The sequence below is a fragment of the Flammeovirga sp. AWQ4_249 genome (assembly GCF_056161045.1).
This window is the reverse complement of the sequence record NZ_JBSWYJ010000009.1, coordinates 1-17,366: the sequence shown is the minus strand read 5'-3', so window position 1 is coordinate 17,366 and position 17,366 is coordinate 1. Positions and strand designations below refer to the sequence as shown.

General features: G+C 31.4%; 18 protein-coding genes and 1 pseudogene. 14 read left to right on the top strand and 5 right to left on the bottom strand.

Annotated elements, in window-relative coordinates; translation table 11 throughout:
- The first annotated feature begins 677 nt into the window (after window positions 1–677).
- Both ACXAHM_RS09185 and ACXAHM_RS09180 read left to right on the top strand, forming a co-directional pair.
- Entirely contained in the window at window positions 678–2,624 is a 1,947-nt protein-coding gene (locus tag ACXAHM_RS09185; RefSeq protein ID WP_474960134.1) for an AAA family ATPase, read from the top strand.
- Between the two features lie 2 nt (window positions 2,625–2,626).
- Window positions 2,627–3,592: an HNH endonuclease domain-containing protein gene (locus ACXAHM_RS09180; protein WP_474960133.1), complete on the top strand. Its 966-nt coding sequence runs from the start codon at window positions 2,627–2,629 to the stop codon at window positions 3,590–3,592.
- A gap of 149 nt (window positions 3,593–3,741) precedes the next feature.
- Here ACXAHM_RS09180 and ACXAHM_RS09175 read toward each other — a convergent pair whose 3' ends face one another.
- Window positions 3,742–3,999: a hypothetical protein gene (locus tag ACXAHM_RS09175; RefSeq protein WP_474960132.1), complete on the bottom strand. Its 258-nt coding sequence runs from the start codon at window positions 3,997–3,999 to the stop codon at window positions 3,742–3,744.
- Window positions 4,000–4,672: 673 nt separating this feature from the next.
- Between ACXAHM_RS09175 and ACXAHM_RS09170 the strand changes: the two genes are divergently transcribed.
- The 12 genes from ACXAHM_RS09170 (at window position 4,673) to ACXAHM_RS09115 (ending at window position 13,940) form a co-directional block, all read left to right on the top strand.
- The gene (locus tag ACXAHM_RS09170; protein WP_474960131.1) at window positions 4,673–5,071 is read left to right on the top strand and encodes a hypothetical protein; all 399 of its coding nucleotides are present in this window, start codon (window positions 4,673–4,675) and stop codon (window positions 5,069–5,071) included.
- Window positions 5,072–5,133: 62 nt separating this feature from the next.
- Entirely contained in the window at window positions 5,134–5,523 is a 390-nt protein-coding gene (locus ACXAHM_RS09165) for a hypothetical protein (protein ID WP_474960130.1), read from the top strand.
- 81 nt (window positions 5,524–5,604) lie between these two features.
- Window positions 5,605–6,003, top strand: a complete 399-nt coding sequence (locus ACXAHM_RS09160; protein ID WP_474960129.1) for a hypothetical protein — start codon at window positions 5,605–5,607, stop codon at window positions 6,001–6,003.
- A gap of 128 nt (window positions 6,004–6,131) precedes the next feature.
- Window positions 6,132–6,758 carry a hypothetical protein gene (locus ACXAHM_RS09155; RefSeq protein ID WP_474960128.1) on the top strand — a complete coding sequence of 209 codons (627 nt, stop codon included), beginning with the start codon at window positions 6,132–6,134 and terminating at the stop codon, window positions 6,756–6,758.
- A gap of 121 nt (window positions 6,759–6,879) precedes the next feature.
- On the top strand, window positions 6,880–7,653 hold the full coding sequence (locus ACXAHM_RS09150) for a PD-(D/E)XK nuclease-like domain-containing protein (RefSeq protein WP_474960127.1): 774 nt from the start codon (window positions 6,880–6,882) through the stop codon (window positions 7,651–7,653).
- Window positions 7,654–7,777: 124 nt separating this feature from the next.
- Complete coding sequence (locus tag ACXAHM_RS09145) at window positions 7,778–8,191, top strand: DUF2493 domain-containing protein (protein ID WP_474960126.1); 414 nt, start codon at window positions 7,778–7,780, stop codon at window positions 8,189–8,191.
- Window positions 8,192–8,514: 323 nt separating this feature from the next.
- Entirely contained in the window at window positions 8,515–8,913 is a 399-nt protein-coding gene (locus tag ACXAHM_RS09140; protein ID WP_474960125.1) for a hypothetical protein, read from the top strand.
- 167 nt (window positions 8,914–9,080) lie between these two features.
- Window positions 9,081–9,290: a hypothetical protein gene (locus ACXAHM_RS09135; RefSeq protein ID WP_474960124.1), complete on the top strand. Its 210-nt coding sequence runs from the start codon at window positions 9,081–9,083 to the stop codon at window positions 9,288–9,290.
- A gap of 8 nt (window positions 9,291–9,298) precedes the next feature.
- Window positions 9,299–9,592 (top strand): hypothetical protein, encoded by a 294-nt coding sequence (locus ACXAHM_RS09130; RefSeq protein WP_474960123.1) that lies wholly within the window; start codon window positions 9,299–9,301, stop codon window positions 9,590–9,592.
- 137 nt (window positions 9,593–9,729) lie between these two features.
- Window positions 9,730–12,249, top strand: coding sequence for a toxin-antitoxin system YwqK family antitoxin (locus tag ACXAHM_RS09125; protein ID WP_474960122.1), 2,520 nt, complete (start codon window positions 9,730–9,732; stop codon window positions 12,247–12,249).
- A gap of 211 nt (window positions 12,250–12,460) precedes the next feature.
- Entirely contained in the window at window positions 12,461–13,180 is a 720-nt protein-coding gene (locus ACXAHM_RS09120) for a LysM peptidoglycan-binding domain-containing protein (RefSeq protein WP_474960121.1), read from the top strand.
- 289 nt (window positions 13,181–13,469) lie between these two features.
- Entirely contained in the window at window positions 13,470–13,940 is a 471-nt protein-coding gene (locus tag ACXAHM_RS09115; protein WP_474960120.1) for a hypothetical protein, read from the top strand.
- A 168-nt stretch (window positions 13,941–14,108) separates the two neighbouring features.
- Here the strand turns inward: ACXAHM_RS09115 and ACXAHM_RS09110 are convergent, their stop codons facing one another.
- From ACXAHM_RS09110 to ACXAHM_RS09095, 4 genes and pseudogenes are all read right to left on the bottom strand, one after another.
- Window positions 14,109–14,720 (bottom strand): recombinase family protein, encoded by a 612-nt coding sequence (locus ACXAHM_RS09110; protein WP_474960119.1) that lies wholly within the window; start codon window positions 14,718–14,720, stop codon window positions 14,109–14,111.
- A gap of 307 nt (window positions 14,721–15,027) precedes the next feature.
- Window positions 15,028–15,165 (bottom strand): annotated as a pseudogene (locus ACXAHM_RS09105) (IS256 family transposase); the annotation flags it as partial.
- Window positions 15,166–15,209: 44 nt separating this feature from the next.
- On the bottom strand, window positions 15,210–15,926 hold the full coding sequence (locus ACXAHM_RS09100) for a hypothetical protein (protein WP_474960118.1): 717 nt from the start codon (window positions 15,924–15,926) through the stop codon (window positions 15,210–15,212).
- A 475-nt stretch (window positions 15,927–16,401) separates the two neighbouring features.
- Window positions 16,402–17,268 carry an RHS repeat domain-containing protein gene (locus tag ACXAHM_RS09095; protein WP_474960117.1) on the bottom strand — a complete coding sequence of 289 codons (867 nt, stop codon included), beginning with the start codon at window positions 17,266–17,268 and terminating at the stop codon, window positions 16,402–16,404.
- Window positions 17,269–17,366 lie beyond the last annotated feature (98 nt).

Sequence of the window (17,366 nt, the reverse complement as noted above, 5' to 3'; positions counted from 1 at the left end):
GAGGAAAGTTTCGAAACGAGTAGCTTAAAATAGCGAACTATAATGATCCGCTAAAAAGCATTAAAACGCTTATTAGCTCGCCATTATAGTTCACTTCCCGACCCAATGCAAGCCATAAATCAGCGACACTAAAACTTGAAAGTACATCGAGTAATTTATCGCTTGCTCCAACCCGCCAAACGCGAGGTACTTTCAATCAAAACCACTGCAAACTTGATACAACATTATCTCTCGTCCATAGGTAGATTTACTTCCCCACCCACCGCAGACTGTATCTCTCGTCCAATCTTTGCCGTCATCCCTAATCACTTGATGGCTGTACAACTCCACCGCCAAAAACCAAATTCAAAATATTCCATGCTAAACAAATAAAGCATTCCATTTTTTTTTAGTTTTTGGCTCCCACTGTTGCCATTGGTAGTAAAAAGAGCTTCCGTAAACTACAGCACTTTTCACCACCAATCGCCACCTTTCCAAGCCCGCCTGACGATGCTTACTTTCAAGCAGAGCTTTGCTAAATTGGTAGGAGATATTTATCTTTATGTATTACAAATAAACTATACTCAGTGTGACTAATTAAAATGAATGAACTTCAATTAGATTTGTTATGCTGGATATAAACTGTTAGCAACAAGGCAAAGGCACACATAAGAGCAATCTACATACACAATTAATATATGAGTGGATTTAAGATAATTGCAATTAAAACTGGGAAAAAGGATACATCAACAAGTACAGTAAAAGGAAAGACTGTCACACTGAATCCGTTAAAAATATTAAAAGAAAACACAATATATTCTTTTGACTCTAGATTCATTTTTGAAAACAATACTTTAGAAAAGGCAAGGGTTCTAGAATCTGGTATTAAACTATATGATTTGGAAATTGGGAATATGAAAATACCAATTAATATTAACGCAATAGTCGGAAAGAATGGTTCAGGAAAAAGTTCATTGATAGAACTAATATATTGGGCTAACTATAATATTGGAGCATCGCTAGGTTTACTAGTAAACGAAAATACAGGCAAAAAGCATAAACCGTATCAAATTATTGATTTAGAACTTCTCTATTCAATCAACGATTCCGAATTATTAAAAATAACAATTAGAGATAGGCAGGTTTTCAATGAAAGTTATCTTGTGGAAAATGAACGATTAATCTCAAATGGAGAACCTCAACCAATATCAGACCGTATCAAATTACAAGATTTTTTTTATTCTATTGTAATAAACTATTCGCAACATGCCTTGAACTCGAATGAGATTGGCAATTGGATTACGCCACTTTTTCATAAGAATGACGGTTATCAGACCCCAATCGTTTTAAATCCAATGCGAACGGAAGGTGACATATTTATAAACAAAGAGAATGACTTACTTAAACAGAGACTTATTGCGAATCTATTAGAGAGCACCATTGGTCTTGATGTCTCAAAATCTTTACGCAATATTATCAATGACAAAATTGCTACTAAATTAGTATTAAAGTTTCGAACTAAGGATTATGCAATAAAGCATTTTGAAAAAGAAGATGACATAAATATTAAACTAATTAAAGCTCTGAGCGACTACTTCAAATTAAGCATCAATTTTGATCTAATAAATAACGATGAATTCTTAAATTATTGTTTTCAAGAATTACATAAGAAACTATTAAAAATATCACAAAAATACAGGCCGTTTAATAGATATTTGGATAAAAAAACAGGTAAAATAAAGAACGTTAATGCATTTATACGACAAATCTATAAAAGTAATAGTCACATTGTTTTTAAAGTAAAAGGATTAATTCTTTACATGAAGTATTTTGAATTAATCTTTGATACCCATTCAAAGAATTGGAAAAAAAACGTAACATTTGATATTCAGAAACTTTCTGAACGTATTCAAGAAATAAGGGAGAACTTTTGGATTAATACATCAATGCTTGTTCCCCCTAAATTATTTGCGGTGGATATTATTCTAAATGATAACTTATCAATGGATTCATTAAGTTCTGGCGAGAAACAAAAAGTACATAGTGTTAGTTCAATTATTTACCATATAATAAATTTAAACTCAGTCAACAAGCTTAAAGATAGCCAAATTACAGAGGAAGAGTATTTTGGCTATAAGTATGTTAACCTTGTTTTAGATGAGATAGAGCTATATTATCACCCAGAATGGCAAAGGTCATATTTTAGTGAATTGTTAAACTATTTTGCTAAACTCAATCCAAAGAACATTGATAAAATTGAAGGAATAAATATTATGGTATTGACACATTCCCCTTTTATTCTTTCAGATATTCCAACAGATAACATTCTACGAATCGATGAAGGTTCCCCAAAGAGAATTGACATAAAGACTTTTGGTGCAAATGTTCATGACTTATTGGCTCATAGTTTTTTTATGAACTCAACAATTGGTCAATTTGCAAAAGAAAAAATAGCAAACTTCCTAGAATGGGTTGAAGTTTCTGAAGAGCCGAATGAAGATGAAAAGAAGTATTATAAAAGTATTATTGGATTAATTGGGGAACCAGTAATAAAGGACAAGTTAGATGATTTGTATAGAGAGAAATTAGGAAAACCAACTTATGAGGAGTTAGAATTGGAATTAAACAAATACAGAAAAAACTAATAATGAGACCAATTAAGATAAACGATGAACTTGAAAAGTTCGCAAAATCTTTTGCTTGCAATTTGTTTAAAGAGAAACGTTCTGATTTTAAACGTCCTCTAGATAATTTGACGGAATTATTTGATAAATATCCTTTAAATACTCACATTAAGCAAAGAGCAATAATAAAATTGATTTTAAAGAATTTGACCAGTACTTTATTAACATGTACACCAACAAAGCAACAGGAATTAGTAGATTATTTTGACAATAAGGATCGATTTAATAATATTTTCTTTAAAAATAATAAAGCTACGGAATTTTCGAAAGATATCGTTAAGGCTTTACGGTATGAGGCACTTCGACAAGACCACGCATTTGAAATAGCAAATGAATTAAAATTAAAAACATGTCCTTATTGCAATGCAATGCTTACAATTAATGTAAAAGAAAAGAAGGCTCGTTTCCAATTAGATCACTTTTTCCCAAAATCAAGGTATCCTTTCTTGGCCATATCTTTCTTTAATTTGATTCCTTCTTGTTCTAGTTGTAATCAATCAAAAAGCAATGCAAGTGTAAGATTAGGTGAGGATTTTCATTTATATGCACTAGAAACCCCAGAAGATGCATTTAAATTCAATTTAGATAAGGCTGATGTTGTAAAAAGAACAATTGGAATAAAACCCGATGATATTTCATTTAAATTTACTCATACAACAGAAGAATATGAAGATTTTGTAGATAGACATAATAACTCATTTAATATTGAAGAAATATATAATACACAAAAAGATATTATAGAAGAATTAGTCTGGAAGGCTCAAGCTTATAGTAAATCCCAAATTAATGAATTAAAAGACATTTTAAACCTACCTGAAAGTGAAGTAAAAAGAATGGTAGTTGGTAATTATATAAATAAAGAAGATATTCATAAAAGACCTCTTTCTAAATTCATTCAAGACATTGCAGAGGATTTGAAATTAGTATAAATTAAAAACAAAGCCTAGATGCTAATAAATTATAAACGTAATGCGGGGTGAAGTGAGTAATTTAAACGAAAGTGAAATAGACAATGATAGTGGTAACTTGAAAGGAGAGTGCTTTGAATCCCGCACTACGCTTATAAGTTGCCGTTAAATTAATCACTACATACCGTACTAATAAATAAAACAAAAACACTTTCCTCTTCACTCAATCCAACATCATCCTTAGAAACTAAATCCAAGAACAATGGAACTAGTTTCTCTACGTGGTACTTGTGCAGAATCACACTAGAAGCTATCTCTTTTTCCTTCCCACTCTGACGTAGTTGGCCATCACCAAAAGGAGCATTTAAAAAATTACAGGCTAATTGAATAAAGCCTTCCATTTTTAGCATGCCCCTTTTGGTTCCCACGTTGGCAGTAAGAAACAAAAAGAGCTTCCGCAGGCTACAGCACTATTTGTTCCTTACCGCCACTTACCAACCCGTTTGGCGCGAGGGAGGTAGCTACCCAACCACCAGACTAAAAAAAGGAGCGTACATCTCAGCTGAGATCAAACCCCCACCTCCAAGTGCTACAAAAGTTTGCATGGAAAAAAATGGCTCCACAAGGGTATATAAAACAGCTCGTTCCTCGCTGCCCTTGTGGGGCCATTTTTCCCATGCATATATCTTCTTTCGCACCTTGGGGGGTGGGGGCTTGCTCCAGGTGCGGTGTGCGTTCTGTTTTTTTTAGCCTAGTGCTTGGCCACCGTAGGACTACTTTCAAGCAAGCTTTTCTGCTTTTAAAATTATTTCCTTTTTCAATTTTAGATTTCCCCAATTGGTGGTTTTTAATGGGGGGCGATTCCGGTGCGTGTTCTGTTTGTTTTGCCCCAGAGTTCCTACTTTTTTGCTATTTATTTCACTGATTTTCAGGTGATTATAGTCATGTTTTTAGACCTGGTTTTATTGGGTTAAGTAGCTTATTTTCAGTATATTAGATATAGGAAATGAGGGAAAACGTTCTCTCAAATTTATCACAAAAAAAAGCGATAAAACCCTCAACGCCAATCAGTGGTTCTATCGCTTTGAAATTTTACAATTTATGCAATCTATTCATTTTTTTGCGTTGGAGCAAATTAGCTCACGCATTATTCCTTATGCTTCGTATGCTATCGCTACGTATCAGTTCATGAAGTCATCTGCTTACAGAGAGTTGGGTAGTCGTGGCAGTGTTTTAGCTGCTTTGGAAATCGGCTTTACTCCAGAAACTTCTGACATGCCATTGGCTCGTGATCTAGCTTTGTATTACCTAGCTGAGCTGAAGCGTGTTTTAGCGCCTTTTCCAAATGAGCTTAGTCAAGCTAAAAAATCAATCAACTTTGCTATCTCTTTGCATCGTATCGAATTGGAAAGAAATGCAAAAGCCATGACACAGGCTTTGCCACTTCCCACAGATTATAATCAATCGGAGGAATTCAATGCTATGGAGCTACCTTTTTAGGTGGCTTCGCCCCATCGTCTGGTGGGGCCATTTTTCTATTTCTCACTTCAAATTTCAACGCAATGAAAATAATTGATTATAAATTCGGCACAGCTATTCTCTTTTCTTCTGGTATCATCATTACGAAATCAACAAATGATTTTTACCAATTTTACATCACTAAGTTTACAAACTTTGAGCTGACAAAATCAGCGATCAAGACCCTAAAGAAAAATCAATATCCTAAAGTTGATAATGTTACTTTTGCGGATGTGATTAATTACGGGCTTGAGTATGTCAAAGGCGTTTATCAAGTGAAATGCTTTAATCTATCAAAGGATCAAGAAGCTATTTTTGAGCTTGTAAAAAAATATGCTCTTCCAGAGAGCAAATTAGATATTCAGGTCAATAACCCTTTGGAGGTTTTAGAAAATCTAAATATAGAAAGTGCCAAAAATGGCACTCCTTTTTAAAATACTTTCTTTCGATTCATGAAGGTGGGGAGCCTTTCGGCTCTCTTCCTTTTCAACGATTCTATTCTAAATCTATTCAACATGTATTTATTATTTCATTTAGAACACCTCCCAATGTCTATTGTGGAGCATGAGGTCTTTATTTCTCAAAATTTACACGATACCGGAAACGAGACCAGAGGACAAATTCATTTTCATGTCAATATTGGAAAGCATGAATTCATAGCAAGTATGAATTACACGATCTCTTACAATGTCGAAGAGTACGCAGGGGATTATTGGACACCGCCTTTTACGGAATATACCTTTCATGGCTTAGGTATTGATTATGGTTCTTTCAAGATCGTTAAAGGACCCAACAAAAAGCAGTTTACGGATGCGGATATGTTAAGTCTAAAGAGTGGTATTAAACATATGGTTATGCGTGAATCAAAAAAGATAGAAGAGGATCCTTTTTTTTACTTCGATATAGAAGAGTAAACCTTTCCTTTTTACTAATCAAAGCAAACTATTTTCTTTTTGACTTTGTGAGTGGTGCCTTCGGCACCCTTACATCGTCTTCTTATCAAACTATTTAAATCAATAATTCAATCTAAATTTTAGAAATCATGACAGCAAAAAATAAAGTTACTAAGGCAACAAATACAGCAGTAAATAATGAGGTGGCAGAACTTCCAAAAATCAAATACTATGAAGGAGCACCATTACAATACCGAGCGGATTGTAAAAACGGGAAATTCAATATCAATGGCACGCAGGATGTAGGAAAGGAGTTGACTATTAATCCTGTGGCGTGGCGCTTCTTTACGGATGATATTCTAGGAATGGGAAAAAAGAATTGGGTGGAGCTTTTCTTTATTGATGCAAACAATTGCCTTTCGGCAGTTTTATTTCATGGCTTTAGTCGTGAGAACCTGGAGGGCATTGCTGCTTCGCTTTTCTATTCTGATGTGACATTGGCAGATATCAATTTGCATATTTCTTTTGATAAGAAACAAAACAAACAAGTAAAGAGCACTTACTACATTGCGGTTTTTGATTTTGATGTGGTGGAGCCAGAAACATTGGAGCCAGTAAAGGATGCTGTAAAAGACTTGAAAATTTATAGACAAGATACCTTGAATGAGGATTGTGATTTTCAGACTATGCAAAACTTCTTTAATCCTTATCATATCGATTTTGAAATTGATATTGAAATGGTGGAGGAGTCAGCACCAAAAGAGCTAAAGCAATAATTGCATAATAAATTAGTCATAGGTAATAGGAAGCAACGGGGAGGAGGTGTCCTTCTTCCTGTTCTTACCTGTGTTTTCAAACTTTTCAATCCAATTACAAAAAATATAAAATCAGTTAACGATGAAATCAAATCAATTTTTAGCAGAGCAATCTATATTAAATCATGAATTAGCAATTAAGGAATTTGAAGCTTTTAAAAAGCAAGAGCAATTTGTGATGAATCCACATAGCGAATACAGAACTTTTGAAATGGATGAAGATGAATATAGAAAGCATCCAGCTATTGCAAACTCAGATCTATCCAATGCGAAACGCATTTTGAATGGGGAAGCGATCAGAAAAGATACTTCTGCTTTTCGTATGGGGAGGTTGATTCACTTGGCAATCTTGGAGCCTGAGAAGTGGGAGAAAAGAAAGATCTTTCTACCAACGGAGGAAAAGGTCAAAGTGGAGGAAATTGCTGATGTAGCCAATACACACCCATACCTCAAAAAGATCAACACCACCAATTTATGGCAGTTTGAGAAGGTGAATTTTTGGACTGATGCTACAACGGGGATCAGTTGTAAATGCCGAATGGATATGCATTTTGGAAAGGTGGCTATTGGAGATTTGAAAACGACCAGACAAGCCACAAGAGATGCTTTTTTGAAAGATGCGGTACGTTATGATTATGACCGTCAAATGGCTTTTTACAGTACGGCATTTGAGCCTGAGTTTTTTATGTTGATAGGGGTTTCAAAGGCAAAAGGGCATCAAGGGGAGCTTTTCATTAAGGAGTTGGCTTTTCATAGTGAAGCAATGGAAGAGGGCAGAAGGAAAGCAAACTTCCTACTGAATGAAATTCATAAGGATGCTTCACTACTCAAAGCAGTTTATGAAGCGAGGAAATAATAAATGAAATTGAATCAGATTGTATTAGGCAAGAGATTAAGGTCACAGGAGTTTCCTGTGGCTTTATTTCATTTTAATAGCTTTACTTATAATTCCAGGAATTAAAATTATCACTTAACGAATCATGAAAAAACATAGAGTTATCATTGCAGGAACAAGGACGTTCAACGATTACCAAAAGTTAGAAAAAGAGGTGCTTTCTTTTATACAACATCATCATTTGAAAATGGAAGACATAGAAATTGTCTCTGGTGGTTGTAGAGGTTCTGATCAACTAGGGGAGCAGTTCGCTAGAAAATACCATCTTCCTATAAAACGATTTTTACCTGATTGGAGCAAAGGGAAAATTGCAGGTCCTTTAAGAAATAAGGAAATGGCGGAGTATGGAACGCATTTGGTTTGTTTTTGGGATGGAAAGAGTCGGGGAGCGAATGGAATGTGTAAAATGGCTTTGAAGCAAGGTTTGAAGTTTCGTTTGATAGACTATAAGAAAAGGTTGATTGTTGAAGAATCTTTGCAGCTTCTTTTTAAAGAATAGTATTTGATTATATGTTTTTGAGTGGCCTATCTTCTGTTTTGGAGGTAGGCTTATGAGTACAACTGTTCATACATGTGAAATGTATAAACAATTTCATGTGAGGGTAGTGGTAAATTGATGGGAGACTTTGTCTCTCGCCTAGGTTTTTGTGGTCTTTACCCACCCACCGGAGAAGGTAGTAGCTCGTTTTTAGGATAGTGGTTCCCTAATTCATAATTTTAAAGTCAGATTATGAATTATTAAAGACATAATTCAATTATATTATTATCAATGTTTTAAATTTGTAACATCGTTATTAATTACAAACATCTTTACCTACTAAAATGAATAAAATCCTTTTTATTATTCTCTTCTTTACGTCCTTTAATTTAGAGGCACAAACTCAAAATGCATATAATTTTGTAGAGGGTTTTGAATACTCGTTAAAAGAAAATTTACCGAATATTCAATGTTCTCTTAAAAATAATACAATGAATTTAATTTATGATTCTTATGATTATGCATTAATGATTTCATCTGTTACAGGTATGAATAGTAAGGAATTATTAGAAATAATTAATAATTCTGATAGTACTTTTGTTGATATGTGTATTGACTCATTTAAAGACTCACTTAGTACTTATACTAAACAGAAATTTCACAAATATAATATTACCAAAGTGCATATTTGTATGCAAACTTCTAATGGGAATGTAGTAAGTTATGGTTATGTATATATATAATCCGTTTGATGGAAAAACAACCATATTCTTACAATTTAAGCAAATAGGAGATCTAAGAATTTAAACTTTTTACTAGCAATAGTAAGTGATACTAGAGGCATTAAATATATGACCTAATAGGGCAATTCAAAAACAAATAAACATTTTTAATTTAAAATAAAATTAACATGGGACGATTAATTGGAATGGTTTTCATATTTGTAATCAGTGGAATAATCTTTATGTTAAAATCTGCTGCAAGTAAAGTTACAGGTAAAGAAGATGTGTCTTTTAAAGAAGAAACTACCAAAGTAATGAACAAAACTGCAAAAGGTGTAAACTGGATGAATGAACAGTGGGAAGAAGCAAAGAAGAATGCAAATAAAGAAAATCAATAATTTACTTTATGAATGATTTTCTGAGTTTAGTATCAAAAGTATTTCTTGGGGGATTAGCATATGTAATAGTTTCTAATACCTTCTGGTTGTTATTTGGTTCTCGTGTTATTCAGTTTTTACCTGGAGTTAAAAATGATACTTCTTTTAAAGAAACATTAAGAATATCAATTATGATATTATCAGCAATAATTGGTTCTATTATATATCTTTTAAAGAGAGTACTATTCTTTAAAACTTCTCTAAAAAAGGAAATTTCTAAAATGATTAAAATGAGCAGTAGGGTTTTTAAGAAAAGGTTATAACTGCATTTTAATTAATTTTAAACTACTAACACCGTCATTATTAAATGAATTTATATACCCATAAAAACTCATTTAATAATGACGGTGTTAGTTTTTTATGAAAAATTCATACTTAATTATAAATATATATTTTCAATATGAAAAAGTTAATTTTTATCAGCCTATATCTTATTTCTGGTAATTTATTTTCTCAAACGTTAAACTTAAACGATTTCAACACATTAATTTCTAAAGACAATTGGACTGAAGTTAATCAGTATCTTCAAACAAAATCTTGGGAGTATTATAATTCAACGAAAGGTGGTGATAATGAATCCGACATTATCGCATGGTCTTTTAATAAGAGTGATTATAATGATGAGGCAAATGGATGGTTTTATATTTATACTGTTGAACAAAAACCTGAAAAATTGACTTATGTTGTTTACAACAAAGACTCTTACAATCTAATTCAAAGGAAACTTTCGATCTTTGGTTATAAACTTTACGATAGTAATATTGATAATGACGTATTAACATCGAAATACAAAAACAAAAACAACTATCTAATTATTAGTACCGAAAAGAATCAGAAAGAATATGAATCAAGATCTATAACTGGTTATAGGTTTACATTAATTAAAAAAAATGGTGCTTTTGATAATTTAAATGGTATAAAAAGATTATATCATGATAATGGTAATTTACAGTATGAATACCAATTAAAAGATGGAAAAATAAATGGCTTTTATAAATCCTATAATGAAGATGGAAACCTTGTACAAGAAGGGCAGATATTTAATGGAAATAAAACAGGTTTAATAAAAGAGTATAAAGAAGGTATTATTGATTTTGAATACACCTTAAAAGAAGGTGATATGAATGGCCCATACAAGTTGTATAATGAGTTTGGAGAAGTTAAGCAGGTTGGTACAATGAAAAATAATGTAAAATCTGGCCTAACTAAAGAATATGAAGATGGTATTTTAACTAGACAATATACATATGTGGATGGTATAATAGAAGGTTTATTTAGTACATATTATGATAATGGCAATATTAAGTCAACTTGTATTTTTAATGATAATGAAAGAAATGGCATTTATAAAAAATATGATATTGATGGTAACTTATTGGAAGTTGTAAATTATAATAAAGGGCTAAAATATGGATATTCAACATCAGTATACTATTTCGATGATAGTAATGAAAAAATTGAATTATCAGGGAATTATGTATATGATAAAGAAAATGGAAAATGGGAATTAACTTATACTAATGAAAAAGGAGAAAATCGAGTAATTGGAATTACTAACTATGAAAATGGTATTAAAAATGGAGCTTTTATGGAAAGTAAAAGTGATTCATTAATTTTTGGGAATTATGTTCAAGGAGAATTAAATGGTAAATATTATGTATACAAGGATTTAGTCAAAAAGTTTTTTGGAGGTATTATAAATACTGATACTACTAAGATAAAACTTGTAGAAAAAGGGTATTTTAAAGGTGGTGAAAAATTTGGAGATTGGTATAACTATAGCCTTATCAATGAAACTTTAATTAGTAAAAAACAATATAAGAATAATAAACTAAATGGTATTTCATCTTTTTACTATGATGAAAAGTACACTAAACATAATGATGCTACTCCTGGTGAACTATATTTATCAGAAAATTATTTGAATGGTAAATTGGATGGTGTCTTAAAGCAATATTCTTACATGGAAGAATATAAAACTTTATGTGATTCCTCAGATGGAATTTTAGTTAACGAAGGTGACTCTTGTTTTAGATATGAATATCACAAAGAATACTTTGAAGCTAATTATAAGGCTGGTGAATTAGATGGTTATTTAATATCAAAAAATAAAAAGGATGAAATCCTTCAAGAAGGTTATTATAGAAGTGGTAAAAAAAATGGTAAATGGATAGAATCTTATACATTTCTTGATATTATATACGAGACTCAAAAAGGGAAGTATAATAATGGAAAAAGAATTGGGGTTTGGAATACATATTTTAATGATGAATTACTTGAGACTGTTAAATATGATAATTTTGGTAATAAATTAGCAATAACTAAATACAAAGAAAATATAAAAACAGTTGATTTTTACTTAAATGAAAGTGAATTGAGTTCTATATTAGTTTATGACACAAGTGGAGTAAATATATTAAGAAACATATCAATAATTAAGAATAAAAATAATTATTATACCATTGTAGATAAGATTCATAAAGAAGATGGGTCTAAGGTTTTAACAGAATATTCAGTAAAGTTTAATGATGGTTTTTCATACTTTAACTTCCTTGAAGAATATAAAAAAATGGATGATGATAAAATTAAAAATGGAAAGTATATAGAGTACGATATTAATGACAATGAATTAATTGTAGGTCAATATTCAAATGGAAAAGAGTCTAATTATTGGAAAGAAAATATTATTGAGCAAATAAGTATAGAAAGGTATAAAAATAGTAAACTAACTAAAGATGAGATTTTCTATTATTATGAGACTAAAGATAAATATAACGGAGTTTATAAATATCACCATGAAGATGGTAGTCTTGAAGTAATTAAAATAAAAGACGGTAAGAGAAATGGAGTTACTATTATATATAATTCTAAAGGTGAAAAAATAAAATCAACGAAATATAAAAATGGTTTTAAAAAGTAATAGAGATGCTTTATCAAAAAAGGTTTATAATCAAAACTTAACAAACAATGGAATTTTTATACAATTTGTGTTACACTCGAATAATCGATAATGTATCAATTTATTGTATATTATTATAAGTTAGTCAAGATTAAAACATTTACTTTTAACTATTTTTTCTATAAATAGAATAAACTAAATTTCGATATAATTAACAAATAAGTATATTATTATGCCATCACTTTTAAAGAAAGTATTGTGTCTATTAATTTCGTGTTTCATTATTTCATGTAATAAACCTGGGAAAGAGACAATTGTTACAGTACAGTCTGGAGATTTTTTAGGAAAAATAGCTCAGTTTAATCGAGTATCTGTGAATGATTTAAAACTATGGAACAATCTTAAATCAGATAACATTTATAAAGGTCAAAAGCTTAAGGTTTATACCAAATCAGAAACTATTGGAGATTTAAAATTTGGTATGTCACCAGATGAAATAATAACAACTCTAGGAATACCACCAAAAGGGATTTATGAAGATGAGAAGTTAAAGAGTAAAATCTTTAGATATAACGTTTATGGTAATAATATTGGAACGATAGACAATAAATCAACTGATAATTTAATGTACTATGATATTCAGTATGTTGATATCGTTTTCTTGAATGACAAATTCTCTTATATGTCTTACCAATATCGTAATCTTAATTTTCAAGATTTTTACGACGATATGATAAGTGATGGTTTCAAACTTAAAGAAGTTGAGCAGCTATATTGGTTTGGAGCAGGAGAAATCTATGGTACTAAGGTAAAAGTATCATTAAGTAATATGGTCGAATCGGATGTAGTTTTTTGCTCATTCTTTGCAGAAACAGAGGAAGTAAATAATTTCTTAAAAAAAACTGGGAGGTTTGATTTCGATTATGATGTTTACAATGAATTAAATAATTAGGCTTAAATACAAATAAAATATAGAGATTTGATTTTACCATTAATGAATTCTTATATATTAAATACCAAAGTATTAACAATTTTTTCATTAAACAGATTATTAAAGAAGTTTGAAATTGGGACATTTTGTACTATTAATAAGCAATAAAGTGATGTTAGATAAAGGTAAATAAGTTATACTATAATAGTTTGTAATGTTTGTAAAATTAATTCAATCAGTATAAAATTATCACTAATTTTAGCACAAATTGTAATGCAATATTTATTATTTTTACCTTTTAAAATCAATAATGAAACATTTTGTTAAATATTTCCTTTTATTTGTATTCTTTATATGTTCAAATTTAGCTTATTCTCAATCGATGGCTGACTTAAGTTTAGGACCAAATAATGTTTTTAAAATTACAGGTCTTCAGCTTTGGTGTGGTAATCAAAGTAGTTGTAGTGTTGGAGGTATTGATGGTATGGTATTAGGAATGAATGATGATCCTTCTACAAAAAAATGGATGACAAGTGTAGATGTAATTGGGATTATGTTCGTAAGTAATTATCAAGTAGGTAATAATTCCTTTTTAAGTTTTAAGAATAATGCAAACTATAATTATGGGATAAACCTTAAAATTAATAATGGTAGATACACAGCTTCTAAGGGGAATATTATGTATATCCTTGAAAAACATGATGGAAGATTAAGATTTTATTTTTATAAAATTGATAGATATGATTCTTTTTATGAAAAATACTTAAGACCAAAATTTTAATGACACTCTTTCACTAAGTGTATAAATACTAAAAGTAAGGATTGGGTTTAAAACCTGATCCTTTCTTTGTATATGACTTGAAATTGATTCAAAATTACTCAATTTGGGAGTGTAAACTGAACGCTGTCCGTAACTTTTAAAGTTGACACTCTTTCATTAAGTAAGAACTTAGACAATATCTTTCCTCCTCACCTTACTAATCGTATGCCTAGAGCATCCCAAAATATTTTGAATCTGAGAGTAGGTCTTGTTCATTTCAAGCAGCTCTCGGATTTTTTGTTGCAGTTCTAAATTCTCAGGTCTGCCTTTATACTTCCCTTCGGCTTTGGCTTTTTGTACTCCTTCAGCTTGTCTACGTTTACGGTCTAGGTAATCCTTGCGAGCCGTTGCCGCCAAAATATCCAACATCATTCCATTGACTGCAGACATCACTCTACGCTGAAACTCATCTTCAGTTTTTACGAAAGTGTGAGAAGTAGGGAGGTCCATAGAAATTACCTTCAGCTGATTTTCCAAGATGATGGATTTTAGCTTCTGCCAATCGTCTTCAGAAAGTCTTGTGATTCTGTCGATCTGCTCAATGAGAATAGCATCTCCTGGTTCTGCTAAATCCAACAGTCTAAATAGTTCTGGTCGCTGAAGTTTGGCGCCCGATTCATTTTCGATGAACCAACCCGAAACTTTCAATTTCAGTTTTCTTCCAAATTGTAATAATGATGCTTTGGCTCTGTTGGCATCTTGGTCTTTAGTGGAAGCTCGAAGGTAGGCGTAAACTCTCATTTTGACTCAAAAAATGTATGTATATCGTATTACGAATGAAACTGCTAAAAATAGCAAAAAACCACATAAAACAGTGCATTTTACATGGTTCTTTAAATATAGTGCATTATACATACAAAATCAATAATAATGCACTAGGTTTTAGCTAGTGCTTGAAAGGTATACTTAAAATGAACCAACAGTGGAAATAATCCTAAGTATTATTTTTTTATGTGGTTGATTAAAATCAGAATATTATTTGGTTTGGAAGGGAAGGAATATTTTTTACAAAAATTGGTGATTATTGATAGAATGATACCTAGTTGTTGGAATCGTGAAGGGACCTCAATAAAGGTGCAAATACACCTCCTTTCCCTGTTAGAGATTTTCCTGATAAGAGTTGTTTGAGTGCCAAGTCTCGCATTTTTTGAAACTCAGCACTCTCTTTTTGTGATTGCTTTGCCATAATTTTCAATATATAAAATTTAAAAATTACGGACAGCGTTTATTTTATACTCTCCCTAAAGACATATTTTGCATGTCTTTAAATTGCTCCAAGAGTTTTAAGTTGGGACTTTGGATTTCTTTTTGGGGATCAAAACCATTGGCGTATTGCGTGGCGACTTGATCTATTCCTTTTTTACCAAATCCTACTGTGACTCCTGCCACTATCCCCCAATCATTGTATTGGTAATGATAGTTGATATCAGTATGTAAAGTGATGACTTTGTCTTTTTTATTTTTCCATGCGTAACCTCCTCCCACACTGAGATAATTTCTTTGTGCTTGCCATCCATGATCTAAAGTCAACATTCCTTTTCTCTCTTCTCCCAATCTGTATTTTAGCTTGCTTTCTGCTAACCAACGATCAGCGATATCCAAGTTCAAGGAATCAGTATTGAAAGAGATGTTTAACCCAAACAAGGCTTCTAACTCCCATCGTTTGTAACGGTAGCTCAGTCCTATTGTGAGGTAAGGAGCAATAATCCAATTTTCATTTAAGGCAATATCTCCTTTTTGCACTTTTGTATTAAAGGGCATTGTTCCTACTCTACCTCCTACAAAAGGTACCAATTGTGGTACTTCTCCCATTTGCAACAAGCTGTCTTTCAATTGTTGTTGTTGGAGGAGAGCTTGTTGCTGTTTTAATTGGGAGAGTGAGGGGTAGGTTTGTGAGAATGCTACTCCTTGGATTAGAAAGAATGATATGTAGAGGAGATGTTTCAAAGGGATTTTTTTTAGATTTTATCAAAATAGAGGTTTGTTAACTATGTTGTATTTTCATACCAAACATAGGTATAAATAAACACATTATATTAGCCTCGATAAATATCTCTCAACATTCTTCAAATCATATTTACAATGTGAAAAAATATCTAAATTTAAGGTAAATAGATATGAATGTTTTTTTAATTTCACTCTATAAAAAAGATAAAAAACTCGCTTTATACTTATCACTTCCTTCTTTGGTATCTTTTTTTTAAAAAAAATACCTGTAATAGTAAGTTCGTCTTCTCTTAAGAATATTGTTTTCTGTTTTAAGAGAACCAATAATAATATTAATATGAAGGAAGACATCATAAAAAATAATTTTGAAGCAGCCGGAAACTTAAAATAAAGATATCCTATAAAAGCCAAAAAAATTATATTGAAGTAAAACAATAATCTGCTGATTATTGTTTGATTAATTGATAAATACACCTTATTTCTTTGATTCATATTTTGCTCGTATTCCTAATTCAAAACTTCCTTCTGCAACAAAGAAGACACCAATCTTACCTCCTGTTGATAATGACATACTTGTTGAGGCTTTATCTTTCTCTAATTCCGTTTTATTTGATAACTGTACACCTGGAACTCCTACCCCAATAGTTTGTTCATACTTTATTTCGGATCTTTTCCCTGCAATTTTTGTACTAGTTTGATATGTTACTTTTTGGCTAATTTCTGCCATTTCTCCTATAGAATATCCAATACTTTTCTTCACATTATCATCCATAACATCAATTTCTTTAGAGAAAGAAACTTCTTCATTAGGATTATTAGTCCCTAACTGAAACGTTGCTTCTCCCGATAGACCTACAATTGTAGATGATCCAGCATCACTATCAATATTTAATGATTTTACACCGATAGCTGCTCTTGGTCCCACTGTTACACCAACTTCAGGTTTAGCGTAGACTTCAAAAGTTAAATTGTCTCTAATACTTTCCTTTGCTTTTTCAATTTTATTATTTATGTATTTAGCTCCAGAAATTGCAAGTTTTTTACCTTGGGAATAGAGCATATTTTTCAATCCATCTTTAATTTCTCCTGGAGTCGGAATAATTCCACTTGGAGCCATCCCATCTGGATCAATAAACCTAATCGGATTATCAAAAGCATAATTATAAACAGAGTGCCTTCTCATCTTCTCTGCCAACGGATCCACCACAAACCATCTCCCCAAACTAGCATCATAATGCCTAGCACCATAATCAATAAACCCTATCTCTTCTTGTTTCTGCTTTCCATTGTATTGAAATTTATGATCCGGTGTACCTTCCTTCTCAATACCCGCCATATTCATACCAAATGGATTTGTATGGATTATCCAAGAGAATGACTATAATTTTTATCATATTCTACACCATCTCTCACACATGCAAAAACTCTTTGAATTAATTT

Excerpts from the sequence above, each read along its gene's own strand:
- ACXAHM_RS09185 (WP_474960134.1), top strand. The coding sequence starts at position 678 with ATGAGTGGATTTAAGATAATTGCAATTAAAACTGGGAAAAAGGATACA.
- ACXAHM_RS09180 (WP_474960133.1), top strand. The coding sequence starts at position 2,627 with ATGAGACCAATTAAGATAAACGATGAACTTGAAAAGTTCGCAAAATCT.
- ACXAHM_RS09170 (WP_474960131.1), top strand. The coding sequence starts at position 4,673 with ATGCAATCTATTCATTTTTTTGCGTTGGAGCAAATTAGCTCACGCATT.
- ACXAHM_RS09165 (WP_474960130.1), top strand. The coding sequence starts at position 5,134 with ATGAAAATAATTGATTATAAATTCGGCACAGCTATTCTCTTTTCTTCT.
- ACXAHM_RS09160 (WP_474960129.1), top strand. The coding sequence starts at position 5,605 with ATGTATTTATTATTTCATTTAGAACACCTCCCAATGTCTATTGTGGAG.
- ACXAHM_RS09155 (WP_474960128.1), top strand. The coding sequence starts at position 6,132 with ATGACAGCAAAAAATAAAGTTACTAAGGCAACAAATACAGCAGTAAAT.
- ACXAHM_RS09150 (WP_474960127.1), top strand. The coding sequence starts at position 6,880 with ATGAAATCAAATCAATTTTTAGCAGAGCAATCTATATTAAATCATGAA.
- ACXAHM_RS09145 (WP_474960126.1), top strand. The coding sequence starts at position 7,778 with ATGAAAAAACATAGAGTTATCATTGCAGGAACAAGGACGTTCAACGAT.
- ACXAHM_RS09140 (WP_474960125.1), top strand. The coding sequence starts at position 8,515 with ATGAATAAAATCCTTTTTATTATTCTCTTCTTTACGTCCTTTAATTTA.
- ACXAHM_RS09135 (WP_474960124.1), top strand. The coding sequence starts at position 9,081 with ATGGGACGATTAATTGGAATGGTTTTCATATTTGTAATCAGTGGAATA.
- ACXAHM_RS09130 (WP_474960123.1), top strand. The coding sequence starts at position 9,299 with ATGAATGATTTTCTGAGTTTAGTATCAAAAGTATTTCTTGGGGGATTA.
- ACXAHM_RS09125 (WP_474960122.1), top strand. The coding sequence starts at position 9,730 with ATGAAAAAGTTAATTTTTATCAGCCTATATCTTATTTCTGGTAATTTA.
- ACXAHM_RS09120 (WP_474960121.1), top strand. The coding sequence starts at position 12,461 with ATGCCATCACTTTTAAAGAAAGTATTGTGTCTATTAATTTCGTGTTTC.
- ACXAHM_RS09115 (WP_474960120.1), top strand. The coding sequence starts at position 13,470 with ATGAAACATTTTGTTAAATATTTCCTTTTATTTGTATTCTTTATATGT.
- ACXAHM_RS09110 (WP_474960119.1), bottom strand. The coding sequence starts at position 14,720 with ATGAGAGTTTACGCCTACCTTCGAGCTTCCACTAAAGACCAAGATGCC.
- ACXAHM_RS09095 (WP_474960117.1), bottom strand. The coding sequence starts at position 17,268 with ATGAATATGGCGGGTATTGAGAAGGAAGGTACACCGGATCATAAATTT.